Raw genomic sequence first — 14,504 nt, 5'->3', positions numbered from 1 at the left:
GGGGGCATCCCGTCCGGACTCGTCAGCCTCCGGTCGGCCGCTGCGGACCGGTGCGGCTCAGTACCAGTGGTTGGCCTGCCAGAAGTCCCATGCACCGCAGGGGCTTCCGTACCGGTCGTTCATGTAGTTGAGGCCCCACTTTATCTGGGTGGCCGGGTTCGTCCGCCAGTCGGCGCCCGCCGAGGCCATCTTGGAGCCGGGCAGCGCCTGGACGAGGCCGTAGGCACCCGAGGAGGCGTTGGTCGCCTTGTAGTTCCAGCCCGACTCCCGCGAGACGATCTCGGAGAAGCACTGGTACTGGCCGCCACCGACGATCTGCTTGGCCATCGACTGGACCTCGGCGGTCGTGTACGACGACTTCTGGGCGAAGTCCGTACGCTCGCTGGACCGGCTCGCGGCCGTCTTGAGCTTGTCCCGCTCCTTGGCCTTCTCGGCGGCCGCCTCGGCAGCGGCCTCCTTCTCGGCCTTCGCCTTCTTGGCTGCCGCGTCCTTGGCGGCCTGCTTACGGGCGGCCTCTTCGGCCGACTTCCTCGCCTCGGCGTCGGCGGCCGACGACGCGGCGTCGGCCTGCTGCGTGAGGGAGGCGGTCTGCGCCGCGGCCTGCGACCCGGCTGGTATGTCCTCTAGGAGCGTCGCCTGGGCGGCGGTGGCCTCGGCGTCACCGGACGCCTGGCCCTGGTCGGCGCCTGCGGCAACACCGACGACGGCGCCGACGGTGGTGACCGCGGTGGCGGACGCCACGGCGAATCCCCGGACCGAAATCCGAGCAGTCACACGGTTTCCTTCCAACATGCCCGCTGGGGTGACCTCGCGGACGCAATCGTGCCCCTGACACTGACCTCCCTCGTACTGGCCACGGGAGGTACTGGCCCGGTGGGTCTCCCCGACAGGAGAGCCCGCGTGGTGCTTCGGGCGGCATACGGCGCTACTGCTGTTCAGTTCTGTACTGCTTTGCGGTGTCGCACCGTTGGTGGTGCGGGTGTGCCGTATGCGGGGCCTGACAGGAACCACACCCTGCCGGAACCGGACGCGCCGAAGCAATTCCGTGTTGAGTGGGAAAGCTCACACGGCGTTTGGGGCACAGGAATCCCGGAAATAGGCGCGCGGCCGGGCCCCGTGCGGCTAAGGTGCTGTGCCCTTTGCGCACGGGGCCCGGTTCCGACGGAGCTTGCTATACGGCTTTGTTGAACATCACTGCGGAGGCCGTGCCGGTCAAACGCGGCCTTCCTCCAGCATTTCGGTCACCAACGCGGCAATCGGAGAGCGCTCCGAGCGCGTCAGAGTGATGTGCGAGAAGAGCGGATGCCCCTTCAACCGCTCGACCACGGCCACGACTCCGTCGTACCGGCCCACCCGGAGATTGTCCCGCTGGGCCACATCGTGGGTGAGCACCACCCGCGAGTCGGTGCCGATCCGGGACAGGACGGTCAGCAGTACGTTCCGCTCCAGCGACTGCGCCTCGTCGACGATGACGAACGCGTCGTGCAGCGAACGGCCCCTGATGTGGGTGAGCGGCAGCACCTCCAGCATGCCCCGGGCCACGACCTCTTCGATGACCTCCCGGCTGGTGACGGCGGAGAGCGTGTCGAAGACGGCCTGCGCCCACGGGCTCATCTTCTCCGCCTCGGTGCCCGGCAGATAGCCCAGATCCTGCCCCCCGACCGCGTACAGCGGGCGGAAGACCATCACCTTGCTGTGCTGCCTGCGCTCCAGCACCGCTTCCAGCCCGGCGCCCAGCGCCAGGGCGCTCTTCCCGGTGCCCGCACGGCCACCCATCGACATGATGCCGACCTCGGGGTCGAGCAGCAGATCGAGCGCGATGCGCTGCTCCGCGCTCCGGCCCTTGATGCCGAACGCCTCACGGTCGCCGCGCACCAGCCTGATCCGCCCGTCCGGAGCAACCCGGCCGAGCGCTTTGCCCTTCTCCGACTGGAGCACCAGCCCGGTGTGCACGGGAAGTTCGGGAGCGTCGTACGGCATGGCCACGCTCTCCGCCGTGAACAGCTCGTCGATGTCCTCACCCGGAAGGGTGAGTTCCGCCATCCCCGTCCAGCCGGAGTCGGTGATGGCCAGCTCCGCGCGGTACTCCTCGGCCAGCAGCCCCACGGACGACGCCTTGATACGCAGCGGAAGGTCCTTGGAGACCACCGTGACGTCGTATCCCTCCGCCTGCAGGTTCCGGGCGACGGCGAGGATGCGGGAGTCGTTGTCACCCAACTGGCCGTGCCTGTTCAAGAAGGCAGCCGGCAGCACGGCCGGATCCGAGTGGTTGAGCTCGACCCGGAGCGTGCCGCCCGTGTCGTTGATCGGGAGCGGCGCGTCGAGCCGCCCGTGGCGGATGCGGTACTCGTCGAGCCGACGGAGGGCCTGCCGGGCGAAATAGCCCAGCTCTGGGTGGTTGCGCTTGGCCTCCAACTCGGTGACGACGACCACGGGGAGCACGATCTCGTGCTCGTCGAACCGGTCCATGGCGGCCGGATCCGCCAGCAGCACGCTCGTGTCGATGACGTACGTGCGTCGGTCGGACTCACTGCGCTTCTTGCTGATCACCACGGTGGGACGAACCCCCTCGGATGAGGTCGGGGAGCGACGGCGTCGCGGGGGAAGAGACCGGAGAAGACCCGCACCACACGGGCCGGACTCCGGCCCTCCGCGTCCTGCACCCGGCCCGCGCGCGTCACTCCGCGCGGCCCGGAGGCATCCGTGGTGTCCAAAGGGCCTCCCGGCGACCGCGACCCGTGGAAGGGGCACGGTCGTGAGGGATATTCCCCCGCGAGTGGCGAGCCATGCAATGCCACTGCGCTCCGCCCCGCCGCCCCACCATTCACGGGGCCCCTTTTCTCTTGTGCTCCCGCACTGCGCGCCGTGCGAGCTGCGGCCCGGTGGGCTGCACCAAGCGAAGGGCAGCGCAGGGTGCTGCGCCAGGCGTGGGGCGGCGTGGGGGCGCCGTCAGCCCCCGTACCGGCGGTGCCGCGCGGCGTAGTCGCGCAGGGCGCGCAGGAAGTCGACCTTACGGAAGCCGGGCCAGAGCACTTCGCAGAAGTAGTACTCGGAGTGTGCGCTCTGCCAGAGCATGAAGCCGGACAGCCGGGTCTCACCGCTGGTGCGGATGATGAGGTCGGGATCGGGCTGGCCGCGGGTGTAGAGGTGCTCGGAGATGTCCTCGACGGTGAGGCGGTCCGCGCACTCGTCGAGGCTTATCCCGCGCGAGGCGCGGTCCATCAGCAGCGAGCGGACGGCGTCGGTGATCTCCTGCCGGCCGCCGTAGCCGACGGCGACGTTCACCAGTATTCCGTCGACCTCGCCCGCCTGCTGCTCGGCCTCCTTGAGCACCTTCTGCGTGCTGGCGGGCAGCAGGTCGAGCTGCCCCACGTGGTGCACCCGCCAGCGCCCGTCGGCCGCCAGATCACGCACCGTGTCCTCGATGATTCCGACCAGCGGGAGCAGCTCGCTGTCGGGGCGGTTCAGGTTGTCCGTCGAGAGCAGCCAGAGGGTGACGACCTCGACATCCGTCTCGTCGCACCAGCCGAGCAGTTCCTGGATCTTGGAGGCGCCGGCCTTGTGTCCCTGCTCGGTCGTCCCGCCGGCGGCCCGCGCCCAGCGCCTGTTGCCGTCCAGGATGACGCCGATGTGCTTGGGCACCTGGGCGTGGTCGAGACGGTCCTCCACCCGGCGCGCATAGAGCTTGTACACCAGGTCGCGCAACTTCATGGGAACGGCCAGCCTCTCCGTGCCGAGTCGGGATTCCCAGCACCTTACTGCCGTTCGCCCGAGCGTACGAACCGAGCCGGTCACGGGTGCGAGGGGACCCCCATGGGGGCGACAGGGGCCGGTGAGGACGCGGTGATAGGAAATGGCATATGACGCACGGCACACACCGCACCGCTCCCCCTGTCCCTGACCCCACGGCCGTCCCGTCCGACACGCTTCACCGCGCGGACCCCAGCCGCTACGACGCCATGGAGTACCGCCGCACCGGTCGGTCCGGGCTGAAGCTGCCCGCGATCTCCCTCGGCCTGTGGCACAACTTCGGTGACGACCGCGCACTGGACACCCAGCGCGCGATCCTGCGCCGCGCCTTCGACCTTGGGGTGACCCACTTCGACCTGGCCAACAACTACGGCCCGCCGCCCGGCTCGGCGGAGCTGAACTTCGGCCGTGTCTTCGCCCAGGATTTCCGGCCTTACCGCGACGAACTGGTCATTTCGACCAAAGCGGGCTATCTGATGCACCCCGGTCCGTACGGGGAGTGGGGCTCGCGCAAATACCTGCTCTCCTCGCTCGACGCCTCGCTCAGCCGGATGGGCCTCGACCACGTCGACATCTTCTACTCCCACCGCTTCGACCCCGACACCCCGCTCGAAGAGACCATGGGCGCGCTCGCCAGCGCCGTCCACCAGGGCAAGGCGCTCTACGCCGGCATCTCCTCCTACAGCGCGGCACGCACCCGCGAGGCCGCCCGGCTGCTGCGCGAGATGGGGGTGCCCGCGCTCATCCACCAGCCCTCCTACTCGATGATCAACCGCTGGACCGAGGAGGACGGACTGCTCGACGCGCTGGAGGACGAGGGCATGGGCTGCATCGCCTTCGCGCCGCTCGCCCAGGGACTGCTCACCGACAAGTATCTCGACGGCGTCCCCGAGGGCTCCCGGGCCAGCCAGGGCAAGTCCCTGGACCCGGGGCTGCTGACGGAGGAGGTCGTACGGCGGCTGCGGGGGCTCAACGCCATCGCCCAGCGGCGCGGACAGTCCCTCGCACAGCTGGCGCTGAGCTGGGTGCTGCGCGATCCCCGGATGACCTCCGCGCTCATCGGGGCCAGCTCCGTGCGGCAGCTGGAGGCCAATGTGGCCGCCCTGCGCGCAGGGCGGCTCACCGAGGACGAGCTGCGCGAGATCGACGAGCTGGCGGTGTCCGAGCCGGGCACCAACATCTGGTCGGCCAGCAGCGACGCCTGAGAAACATAAAGCGGGCCGGTCCGTGGGGGGATACGGACCGGCCCGAGGGGGGGTTCCCACCATAGCCCCTCGGGCACGATGTTCCGCACACGAACGACCGTGTCGCGCAAGCGGATCCGCCGCCTCGCCCGCCGCCGTCAGACGGCCAGCCCACCGAGGGCGACCCCCGCCATCGCTCCGAGCACCATGAAAGGGCCGAAGGCCATGGCGCTGTTGCGGCGGGCCCGCCCGGTCGCCATCAGCGCGAAGCCATAGCCGGCTGCCGACAGAAAGCCGAGAAAGGCTCCGGTGAACAGCACCCCCCATCCGTACCACCCAAGGGCTACCCCGACCGACAGCGCGAGCTTGACGTCGCCGAAGGCCACCGCCCGTGGGCTGATCACGAACAGCACGAGGAACGCCCCGGCCAGCACGAGACCGCCCCACAGCGCCCGGCGCCAACTGCCGCCCGCGTCCGGCAGCAGGGCCGCCAGCCCCAGCAGGGCGGCGGTGCCGGCCGCGAGCGGCAGGGTCAGCATGTCCGGCAGCCGCATCACCGCGAGGTCGACCGTCGCGAGCAGCAGGGCGACGGGCACGACCAGCAGCCACACCGCCAGTTCCGGGCGCAGTCCGACAGCCGCCGTCAGCCCGGCGCAGCTGAGTGCCCCCCATACGGCGGGAGCGCGCCGCCCACGTCCGTACGCCTCCTGAGGCTCCTGGCTCGCGGCGCACGCGTCGCACGTGGCGGGGCCCAATGCGCCGCGCACTCCCCCGCCCAGCGGATGTCCCTGCGGGCAACTGCGCCGCCACGGCTCCCCGGGCTCCACGGAGAGCCGGTAGGTGGCGCGTGGCAGCAGAGAGCCGGCCGCGGCACCGTAAGCGGCGGCGGCCACGATCGCTGTCCACTCCAGCAACGGCACACCGCGAGCTTACGTCGGGCTTACCCCGGGCTTACGGGACGGCTCCGTACTCGCCCGTACGGAGGGGTTCCGGAGCGATTCATCTCACACCCGGTCGGAGCATCTCGGAGCCGGACAGCGCCGACACCTGCGACGCAGCACCAACCGGCCGTCCCGGGCGCCTCGTTATCCAACTGCCGTTGTCAGTGGGGGGCCGTACTGTAGTCCGTATGACATCGACTTCCACCGGGCCCGGAGAGCCCGGACGGTCCCGGGCGACCGACGCGGGCCGTGCGCCCTCGCCGGAGCTCTCCGTCACCGCGGCCAACGAGGCGATCAGGGAGTACGTCGCGGGCCGCACCCTCTGGTCCAAGGAAGCACTCGCCGAGCTGGACCGGCTGCGCGGGCAGTGGCAGCGCGCCGTTCGTGCCGAGATGGTCAAGGCGGCGTGAGGGCCGCCGCCTTGGCCATCTCCTCTCCGTGAGCTTCCCGCTCGCCGCCAAGAACGGGGTCTCGTCACCCGCCCGTTGATCCGCAAGCATGTACGGGTGAGCGGCACGCGCGGGGGGCGCGGGCCCATGGGGAGACGGAGCGTGCGGTGCACAAACGCGGACTGTGGCGGCGATCGGAACGGGCGGAGCGCGCGCCGGAGGTCGAGTACGACAGCGACGGTCCCCAGGAGCGGGCCCGGCGCGGCAGGCGGCGACTGCTGGTCGCCGGAGCGCTGTTCGCGACGCTGATCCTCCCCAGGGTCGTCAGTACCCCCGGTTACGCGGACGGCGCGGAAGCCGTCCGGCCCTCGCCCGGCGCCACCGACGTCCCCGCCCACCCGCAGCCCTCCCCCGAAGACGGCCGAGGCCCCACGACCCCACCCGCCCCCACGCCCTCCCCTCCCGGGACCGGCCCCGGCGGCGCACTGCCCGACCCGCCCACCGGGGCGCCCTCGCCCGCCGGGCCGCGCTCCGGGACAGAGCCGGAGTCCGACTCCGCCGCGCGCGCCTTCCGTTCGGTCCGGGCAGGACAGTGCCTGACGGTGCACGGCAACGGCTCGGGGTGGAGCCGTCCGGCGCCCACCGAGGCCACCCGGGTGCCCTGCGGGGACGATCGTGCCTACACCCGGGTGACGGCCGTACGCCGCGCCGGTGCCGGCGGCGAGCCGCACCGCGCGTGCCCGACCGGGAACGGGCGCGCCACCTGGACGCACGGCGACACCACGCTCTGCATCACCCGCCAGTTCCGCACCGACCAGTGCCTGCTGGCCGAATCGAAGGGCGGCGAAGTGCGCGCCGCGCTGATGTCGGCGCCCGCGTGCTCGACGGAACCGCCCTCGGGCACCGGCAGATACGACAGGCTGCTGAAGATCACGGGTGTCCACGACGAGCCGGCCCCCTGCCGGGAGGGCGACTCGCAGGGGCACTCGCGCTACTGGACGTGGCGGATCGACGGCGGCGATCGGACCCTGTGCACGGCGGACGCCACCGAGTGACACCCCGCCGTCGTCGGCCCGCTCATCCGGTGAGGCGGCGCCAGGCCCCCGGAGCGGCCGTCGCCAGTACGACCGCCAGCGCGCCGACGAGCAGCGCGAAGGGGAGCGCCGCACCCGCCAGGACGAGGAACGGGACCGCGGAGAGCGCCGCGACGGCGCAGTAGCCGGCGCCCGCGAGGGAGAGGAAGCACTGGGTGCGGGGCGGACCGTCCACGTTGAGGCGTACGACCAGCGCGGCACACACCGCCGCCCACAGCGCGGCGCGCGGCTCCCCGAAGCTGACGGCGTCCCGCACCGCTTCGGCCGTCCGGAACCACCATTGGCCGTCCAGGGTGTCCACGAGGTGCGGGAAGTCGGCGGCGTAGTCGGGCAGACGGGCGCCCTTCGGCACTTTCGCACCGAGGGCCGCGACGTCCTGCCGTACGAACTCCGTGATCAGCAGCACCGCCGCGCCGAGCGCCTGTGCGAGTCCCGCCGGCCAGCCGACCGTCCAGCCCCGGAGCCGGGCGCCGCCGCGCGCTATGCCGTCCGGGGCGTCATCCGGGGCCTCGCCGCTCGGAGCGTCACCGTCCGTCGCCGTCGCCGTCGTCTCTCCGGTCACCGGGTCGGCTTCCGTCGCCGCACTCCCCACGCCCGAACCGCCCCTCGCTCACCGGTCGTCCGGCCCACCCGGACCGGCCCCGCTCATGATCCGGCGCCGCGAACCCGCCCGCAAGCCCGCAAGCCCGCAAGCCCGCAGCGGCGACAACGCGGAGGCGGGCGCGGGTTCGCGCGGCGGGTCAGTCCTTCTTCGGGAAGGACACCTCGACGCGGCGGTTCTTCGCGCGGCCCTCCTCGGTCCTGTTGTCGGCGACCGGATAGTCCTCGCTGTAACCCCGCACGTTGAAGCTCACCTCGGAACCCAGCCGCTGGGACAGTTCCGTCTGGACGGCCGTGGCACGCTTCTTGGAGAGCGTCTTGCCGTGCTCGTAGGAGCCCAGGTCGTCGGTGAAGCCGAAGACGTTGACCTCGGTGCTCTGCTGCTTGTCGATCTCGTCAGCGATGGTCTTGATGCGTGCCTTCGCCCCGCTGTTGAGCTTGGCGCTGTTCTTGGGGAACAGCACCTCCACCTGGAGGGTGAACTTCGTCTTCGCCGTGCTGTCCTCGCGGCGCTCCTCGCCTCCCAGATCCTCGGTCACGAACTTGATGTCCAGCACCTTGGGCTCGGCCAGCTTCGCTCCGCCGGCCAGCCGCAGCCCGTCCGCCTTCGCGTCCACCTCCACCGGCTCCTCGGTGTCCCCGATGTTGTCCGGCGGCTCGCTGAACCCCGGATCACCCGGCCCCTTCTCCCCGGGGAGGGAGGGCGCCCGACCGGTGGGCAGGCCGGTGGGGTTGTCGGTGGGGTACTGGGTGGCGATGTCGGGGATGGAGGGCGTCGGCCCGGGGCTCGGGTCCTCCGCCCGCGCGGACGGGGCGCACACCCCGAGTACGAGCGCGGCGGAGAAGGACGAGCACGTCACGGCTCTGGTCAGCTGTCGCCTGGTGAAGCCCATCCCTCACTCCCCTCCACCGATCGTGACGTCGGCGGGAGGCATGTCCGCGATCTGGAACTCCACCTTGTCGTTGCCCTTGGGGGGCGCGGGGAACTGCGCGTACCAGGTCTTCGAGTCGCCCGCCTGGATCGGCTGGCCGAACGAGGTGCACAGACACCGGCCCTCGGTGTCCCTGAGGACGAGATAGCGCTTCTTGCCCTTCTGGTCGACGAGTTTGGCGCCGGCGACCGACAGTTTGTTGCGCAGGGCGAGCTCGGACTCGTCGCCCTCCCAGCCGGGCGCCACCCAGGCCTTGCCGCTCCCGTTGGTCACCTTTCCGGTGAGCGTCACGAAGCCGCCCGTCTCGCGGCGGGCCGAGTCGACGGTGAGGGTGATGTCATCGCCTCCTCGCACCTTTGCCAACGGTTCGCCGCCGGTGGAGCCGCCGGACTCCCCGCCGTCCCCGCCGCCCTGGAGGTCGCCTGCCTTCTCGGAGGGCCTGGGCTCCTTGGCGTCGTCGCCGTCGCCGCCCCCGCCGCAGCCCGCGGCCGTGAGGACCAGTCCGGCCGCCAGGGCCACCGCGGTCATACCCCTGCGAGCCCGCAGGACGCGCCGAAGATTCATGGAGTACTCGACTCTCGTTCGTCGTTCGCTCGTCATTCGACCAGCACCACCGAGAAGAGATCCGACGGTTTCAGGTCGCGGCCCTCGTCCTCGGGGTCGATCGTCAGCTCCTCGCCGCCGCAGACCAGCTCGATCTCCTCGGCGGCGTTCGTGGTCTTCTCGGTGCCGTCGGCCTCGCACCGTGGTCTGATCACCGCGGTGGCGGTGGCCTTGGCGGTCTTGTTGTCCGTGCCGGGGATGATCGTGTCGCCCGTGTCGAACCGCGTCTCGATGCTGACGCGGTAGCCGTCGTCGCCCTCGCGGGAGACCGGATCGCAGCTGAGCAGGTCGGAACGGTTGCGGTCGGCGAAATGTGCTGCCGCGCCGCAGCCGTCGCCGCTGAGCGGGGCGACGGCGTCCAGCCACTCCTGCCGGCCCTCCTCGTCGCCGAGTGCGTCCAGGAAGCCGTCGAAGAGCTGTTGCCGGTCGTCCTCGGCGGCGCCGAGGGCCGCCGCGTCGGCCGCCGTCTGGCCGCCGTTGCGCACCGTTCCGGCCTGGGCGACCGCGAAGAAGGCGAAGGCGAGGAAGAGCAGCCCGGCGATCACCGCGCCGTACAGCAGGACCGTCTGCCCGCCGTCACCGGACAGCCGGCGCACGGTCAGCCGCCCAGTACCGCGCTCACCGCGTTGGCGATGGCTCCGGAGATCATCGAGTCGAGCCCCAGCGCGCGGATCGCCAGGATGATGCCGGCGACGAGGATGACGATGCCGGCGTATTCGATCGAGTTGGCGCCCCGATCCCCGGGCCGCCCCCGCGTATGTCCTCGCAGGAGGGCGAGGCGGGCGCGGACGCGCCCGCGCGTGGCGTTCGACATCGGGTTCTCCTCCGTTGCTGGCTGACTCGGTACCCCCACAGGGGTACGCCCCCATGTCTTTCCGGTCGTTCCGGTTCACCCGTCCCGCGTGGCCGCCCTCTTGGGGGCGGCAGCAGCGTGGTGTCACGTCGTGCGCCCCCTCCCGTCGCCACCCCGCGGTGTAGCTAACAGTCGCTGCCCGAATGCAGACTGTGCCACAACTCATTGCGGTGGCGAAGGGGTGGACGGGAACCGGACCGGCAACCGGTGCGGCGGCCGAGGCGGGAACCGGTGCGGTCGTGCGCGTTCCGACCTGCCGTAAGGCGGGGAGTGAGCCGGACATTGACCGACGCCCCTCCTCTCGACGGGTCATGGCGACGGAGCGAGCGGTACGGCGCGTTCCCGGAACGCGCCTGTGGGGCCGGGGTGTTGGGCGGAGCCGGACGGTGGGCGGGGCGCCTCTCACCATAGCGAGCGAGGTGCCGAACGCACCCCTTCCACATCCGGACCGCAGGTGGGACAGAATCATGTATTCTCCCACCAAACGGTCAGATCTCCCGTTACTCGCATCAATCCCCCTCGCCTCCCGCTCACTTCGCAAAGGGAAAGAAGCCGGAGATGGGGTTCGCCGCCGTGAGTCGCCTCACAGGCCGGACGGAAAGAGGGCGTTTCCCCTTTCGTGCCCACCGGCTCACTCTCGGGTATTACCGCAGCGCAACCGCGGAATGCGATCAAGGAATTCGAACCGACCGTGAAATGCGTCGCATTACCGGTCCGATCTCTCGACGATCATTTTCTTGTCCCCCGGAAATATGTGTGTTTAAGGTGCCCGAGCTGTCGCGCCCGACGTGCGGCAGTGCGCAACCAGACGCCGAGTCCTGCCGCTGGTCTGCGAGAACTCCACCGTTGGCAGGAGCGGGGGAACCAGGTAAGTGCCCCGAAGGATCGGTGATCCGACGGGGCTTGGGGTGAAGCCGGGACTGCGCCCGCACAGGGCATGGCAGTTGCGGCCGGGCTACTGCTCCAGCCCGAATCCGACAGCTCACCTCGTAGGCGTAGGAGAGGAACTCCCCTATGTCCGGAAAGCATGCCCGAAAGTCCCAGCGCCGTCTCAGGCGCGGTGCTGTACTCGCGCTGACCGCCGGCGGCGCCGGTGTCGTGCTGCCACTGTTCGCGTCCGGCAACGCCCAGGCCGCCTCCGTCGACACCTGGGAGAAGGTCGCCCAGTGCGAGTCGAGCGGCAACTGGCAGACCAACACCGGCAACGGCTACTACGGCGGCCTGCAGTTCTCGCAGTCCAGCTGGCAGGCGGCCGGCGGTACGAAGTACGCGCCGCGCGCCGACCTGGCCACCAAGGACCAGCAGATCGCCGTCGCCGAGAAGCTGCTGGCCATGCAGGGCCCGGGTGCCTGGGCCTGCGCGGGTGCCGGTGGCCTGACCGCGGGCGGCCCCGCCCCGGACGTCGACCCGGACGGCGGCGGCAACAGCGCCGAGCCGCAGCAGAAGTCGGCGCCCGAGCAGGCGGCCCCCGAGAAGTCCGCTCCGCACAAGTCGCAGCCGTCGCAGAAGTCGCAGCCGTCGCAGTCGTACACCGTCGTCAGCGGCGACACCCTGTACAAGATCGCCACCGCGCACGACGTCTCCGGCGGCTGGAAGACCGTCTACGACGCGAACCGCCAGGTGATCGGTGCCGACCCGGACCTCATCCTGCCCGGGCAGAAGCTGTCGCTGAAGGCGCAGGCCGAGGCCGAGAAGAGCGGCAGCGACTCCGGTGCCGAGGCGCAGGGCAGCAGCGACGAAGGCGCCGCGGCGCAGGGCGGCGCCGAGAAGTCCGCCCCCGAGCCCGCCGCCAAGTCCGAGTCCGCCCAGGGCGGTCACGTCCGGCCGGTGCCGGGCGGCACCAGCACTCCGTACCGGGCCGCCGGTGGCAGCTGGTCGAGCGGCCACCACACCGGTGTGGACTTCTCGGCCGCCAGCGGTACGCCGGTGAAGTCCGTCGCCGCGGGCGAGGTCGTCGCCGCGGGCGACGGCGGCGCGTACGGCAACCAGGTCGTCGTCCGGCACGCCGACGGCAAGTACACCCAGTACGGCCACCTGTCCTCGCTCTCCGTCCAGGTCGGCCAGCAGGTCGGTGCGGGCACCCAGCTGGGGCTGTCCGGCAGCACCGGCAACTCGACCGGGCCGCACCTGCACTTCGAGGTGCGCACGACTCCGAACTACGGCTCGGACGTCGACCCCGTCGCCTATCTGCGGGCACACGGCGTCTCGCTCTGACCCGGCACATATGACCCGGCCACCGGTCCTGCTCCCCTCCGGGACCGGTGGCCGATGCCGGGTGTGCCGTGCAGCCGCGTCAGCCCCCCAGCACGGCGCCGAAGTCGGTGTCCGAGCCCAGGATGAACGTGGCGACGATGAGGATGAGGGTGCCGGGCAGCAGGAAGGCGATCGTCGTCATCGTCGCCTTGGGCACCGTCTTGGCCGCCTTGCGCCGCGCGTTCTGGGCGTCGGTGCGACGCATGTCGGTGGCGATCTGGATCAGCGTCTCGGCGATGGGGGCGCCGAGCTCCTCGCCCTGCTGGAGCGCCGTCACGAACTGGTCGACCTGGTCGCTGGCGTTGCGTCTGCGCAGCTCGTCGAAGGCCTGGCGGCGGCTGACGCCCATGTCCATCTGCCGCAGGGTGATGCGCAGCTCGTCGGCCCACGGCCCCCGGTAACGGTCGGCGACGCGCTCCAGGGCCTGCCGGAAGCCGAGCCCGGCGGAGACCACCACGGCCAGCACGTCGAGGAAGTCGGGCAGGGTGCGTTCGATGACGCGCCGGCGGTCCTTGATCGCCTGCCGGATCGCGAGATCGGCGGCGAACCAGCCGAAGGCCAGCACGAGTACGGTGAAGAACAGGCTGCCGGCCGACAGGCCCACCACGGCCATCAGCGCGCCGAAGATGCCGTAGACGGCGCGGCGCGCCGCGTACCGCTGGAGGGTGAGACCGCCGGGGTTGCCGGCCTGGTCGATCCTGCGGCGTTTGGCGGCGACCTGCTTGGGCCCCATCAGCCGCAGCACCAGCGGTGCCAGGCGCATGCCGAGCCGGTCGACGGCGGCCTCGCCCTTGGTGGTGCGGGTGGCGCCGACCTCCAGCGCAACGGCCAGGTCGGGCGGCAGCCGGGTCTCGGCGCGGTACATCCGGATGCCCGCGAAGGCGCCGTACACGGCCAGGGCGCAGAGGGTGGCCAGTCCGACAGCGATCATGTGCTCACACCTCGATCCGGCCGAGACGGCGGATGACGAGGAACCCCGCGGCGAACAGTCCGACGGCGACGACCATGGCGACCTGCCCCACCGGGCTGCCGGTCACCCGGGTGAGGGCGCCCGGCATCATCGAGTTCATCATCAGCATGGCGCCGAGGCCGAGCAGCGGGATGGTGAAGGCCGTCGCGTTGACCTCGGCGAGCATGGTGCGCACCTCGCGCCGGGTCTCCTTGCGCTCCTCCAGCGTGGTGGTGAGGTTGCGCAGCGAGGCGACGATGGTGCCGCCGGCGCGGTTGGCCAGGACCAGCGTGGTGACCAGGACGACGAGTTCGCGGGAGGGCAGCCGCTCGGCGAGTTCGTTCAACGCGTCGTCGATGGAGCGGCCGACGGCGAGCTGGTCGGTGACCAGCCGCAGTTCGTCCCCGGCGGGGGCCTCCAGTTCTTCGGCCGCCATGCCCAGGGCGGTGCGCAGCGCCAGTCCCGCCGAGGTCGCGTTGGCGAGGATGCGGGCGAGTTCGGGCAGTTGGTTGATGAACTGCTCGGTGCGGCGCTGCCGCTGCTGGTTGAGGAAGGCGTTGGCGGCCAGTACGCCGACGAGTCCGGCTATCGGCCCGAAGAACGGGGCCAGGACGGACGAGGCCAGCATCCACACCACCGCCACCAGGCCCGCCAGGTAGACGACGTACTCGCCGGGCGTCAGGTCGAGTCCGGTGGTGGCCAGCTTCGCCTGGAGGCGGCGGCCCGGTCCGGTGGCGCGCACCCGCCGGTCGACCCCGGTGAAGCGGCGCCGTCTGCCGCCGCTGCCGGGCGGGAGGGCGAGGGCGGGCCCCTCGCTCCGGCTGAGCCGTTCGATCAGGTCCCGGCGGCGGGCACGTCCGGAGGAGTAGAGGAGCACTCCCGCGGTGGCCAGGGCGCAGGCAGCCAGGGCGGCGCCGAGTGCGAACTGCGCAGCGGCTGCGGAGTCCAGCGCCAGG

Annotated in this window: 15 protein-coding genes, 3 pseudogenes and 1 riboswitch; of the genes and pseudogenes, 6 read left to right on the top strand and 12 right to left on the bottom strand. The window is 71.3% G+C overall.

All coding sequences use genetic code 11. The features are described from left to right. Positions 1–57 precede the first annotated feature (57 nt). The 3 genes from KBY19_RS06220 to KBY19_RS06210 form a co-directional block, all read right to left on the bottom strand. Positions 58–792, bottom strand: a complete 735-nt coding sequence (locus KBY19_RS06220; protein ID WP_180289746.1) for a transglycosylase SLT domain-containing protein — start codon at positions 790–792, stop codon at positions 58–60. A gap of 420 nt (positions 793–1,212) precedes the next feature. Next, positions 1,213–2,553 (bottom strand): PhoH family protein, encoded by a 1,341-nt coding sequence (locus KBY19_RS06215; RefSeq protein WP_099883708.1) that lies wholly within the window; start codon positions 2,551–2,553, stop codon positions 1,213–1,215. A 396-nt stretch (positions 2,554–2,949) separates the two neighbouring features. Beyond that, positions 2,950–3,711 (bottom strand): isoprenyl transferase, encoded by a 762-nt coding sequence (locus KBY19_RS06210; RefSeq protein ID WP_099883706.1) that lies wholly within the window; start codon positions 3,709–3,711, stop codon positions 2,950–2,952. 149 nt (positions 3,712–3,860) lie between these two features. Between KBY19_RS06210 and mgrA the strand changes: the two genes are divergently transcribed. Next, positions 3,861–4,955, top strand: coding sequence for an L-glyceraldehyde 3-phosphate reductase (mgrA, locus tag KBY19_RS06205; protein WP_210957015.1), 1,095 nt, complete (start codon positions 3,861–3,863; stop codon positions 4,953–4,955). Positions 4,956–5,092: 137 nt separating this feature from the next. On the opposite strand, the gene KBY19_RS06200 is transcribed toward mgrA, so the two are convergent. After that, positions 5,093–5,854, bottom strand: a complete 762-nt coding sequence (locus KBY19_RS06200) for an A24 family peptidase (protein ID WP_180289745.1) — start codon at positions 5,852–5,854, stop codon at positions 5,093–5,095. 209 nt (positions 5,855–6,063) lie between these two features. On the opposite strand from KBY19_RS06200, the gene KBY19_RS06195 reads away from it, so the two are divergent. Together KBY19_RS06195 and KBY19_RS06190 are read left to right on the top strand one after the other, a co-directional pair. Further along, positions 6,064–6,285, top strand: coding sequence for a hypothetical protein (locus KBY19_RS06195; protein ID WP_099883702.1), 222 nt, complete (start codon positions 6,064–6,066; stop codon positions 6,283–6,285). Positions 6,286–6,431: 146 nt separating this feature from the next. Beyond that, positions 6,432–7,319 carry a hypothetical protein gene (locus KBY19_RS06190; RefSeq protein ID WP_210965325.1) on the top strand — a complete coding sequence of 296 codons (888 nt, stop codon included), beginning with the start codon at positions 6,432–6,434 and terminating at the stop codon, positions 7,317–7,319. A 22-nt stretch (positions 7,320–7,341) separates the two neighbouring features. Here KBY19_RS06190 and KBY19_RS06185 read toward each other — a convergent pair whose 3' ends face one another. The 5 genes from KBY19_RS06185 to KBY19_RS06165 form a co-directional block, all read right to left on the bottom strand. Then, complete coding sequence (locus KBY19_RS06185; protein ID WP_185018019.1) at positions 7,342–7,920, bottom strand: hypothetical protein; 579 nt, start codon at positions 7,918–7,920, stop codon at positions 7,342–7,344. 178 nt (positions 7,921–8,098) lie between these two features. After that, entirely contained in the window at positions 8,099–8,851 is a 753-nt protein-coding gene (locus KBY19_RS06180) for an OmpA family protein (protein WP_247690656.1), read from the bottom strand. 3 nt (positions 8,852–8,854) lie between these two features. Next, a complete protein-coding gene (locus KBY19_RS06175; RefSeq protein ID WP_210965324.1) occupies positions 8,855–9,454 on the bottom strand; it encodes a hypothetical protein in 600 nt (199 codons plus the stop codon). A 32-nt stretch (positions 9,455–9,486) separates the two neighbouring features. Next, positions 9,487–10,089, bottom strand: coding sequence for a hypothetical protein (locus tag KBY19_RS06170; RefSeq protein ID WP_307843445.1), 603 nt, complete (start codon positions 10,087–10,089; stop codon positions 9,487–9,489). 2 nt (positions 10,090–10,091) lie between these two features. Beyond that, entirely contained in the window at positions 10,092–10,307 is a 216-nt protein-coding gene (locus KBY19_RS06165) for a hypothetical protein (protein WP_099883690.1), read from the bottom strand. A gap of 838 nt (positions 10,308–11,145) precedes the next feature. After that, positions 11,146–11,355: riboswitch (cyclic di-AMP (ydaO/yuaA leader) on the top strand. Positions 11,356–11,360: 5 nt separating this feature from the next. Between KBY19_RS06165 and KBY19_RS37715 the strand changes: the two are divergent. Next, positions 11,361–11,693, top strand: a pseudogene (locus KBY19_RS37715) (transglycosylase family protein); the annotation flags it as partial. A 122-nt stretch (positions 11,694–11,815) separates the two neighbouring features. Here KBY19_RS37715 and KBY19_RS37710 read toward each other — a convergent pair. Further along, positions 11,816–11,878, bottom strand: a pseudogene (locus KBY19_RS37710) (hypothetical protein); the annotation flags it as partial. Positions 11,879–11,885: 7 nt separating this feature from the next. Between KBY19_RS37710 and KBY19_RS37705 the strand changes: the two are divergent. Both KBY19_RS37705 and KBY19_RS37700 read left to right on the top strand, forming a co-directional pair. Next, positions 11,886–12,005, top strand: a pseudogene (locus KBY19_RS37705) (LysM peptidoglycan-binding domain-containing protein); the annotation flags it as partial. Positions 12,006–12,173: 168 nt separating this feature from the next. Then, positions 12,174–12,560, top strand: a complete 387-nt coding sequence (locus tag KBY19_RS37700; RefSeq protein WP_368860585.1) for a M23 family metallopeptidase — start codon at positions 12,174–12,176, stop codon at positions 12,558–12,560. 79 nt (positions 12,561–12,639) lie between these two features. Here KBY19_RS37700 and KBY19_RS06155 read toward each other — a convergent pair whose 3' ends face one another. Further along, positions 12,640–13,530, bottom strand: a complete 891-nt coding sequence (locus KBY19_RS06155) for a DUF5936 domain-containing protein (RefSeq protein WP_099883686.1) — start codon at positions 13,528–13,530, stop codon at positions 12,640–12,642. Positions 13,531–13,534: 4 nt separating this feature from the next. Further along, a complete protein-coding gene (locus KBY19_RS06150; RefSeq protein WP_185019498.1) occupies positions 13,535–14,503 on the bottom strand; it encodes a type II secretion system F family protein in 969 nt (322 codons plus the stop codon). Position 14,504: the final 1 nt, after the last annotated feature.

It is taken from the genome of Streptomyces sp. B15, assembly GCF_018070605.1.
In the GTDB taxonomy this organism is placed as follows: Bacteria; Actinomycetota; Actinomycetes; order Streptomycetales; family Streptomycetaceae; genus Streptomyces; species Streptomyces smyrnaeus.
The sequence above is the reverse complement of the archived record's forward strand: the minus strand, read 5'-3'. Positions and strand labels throughout refer to the sequence as shown.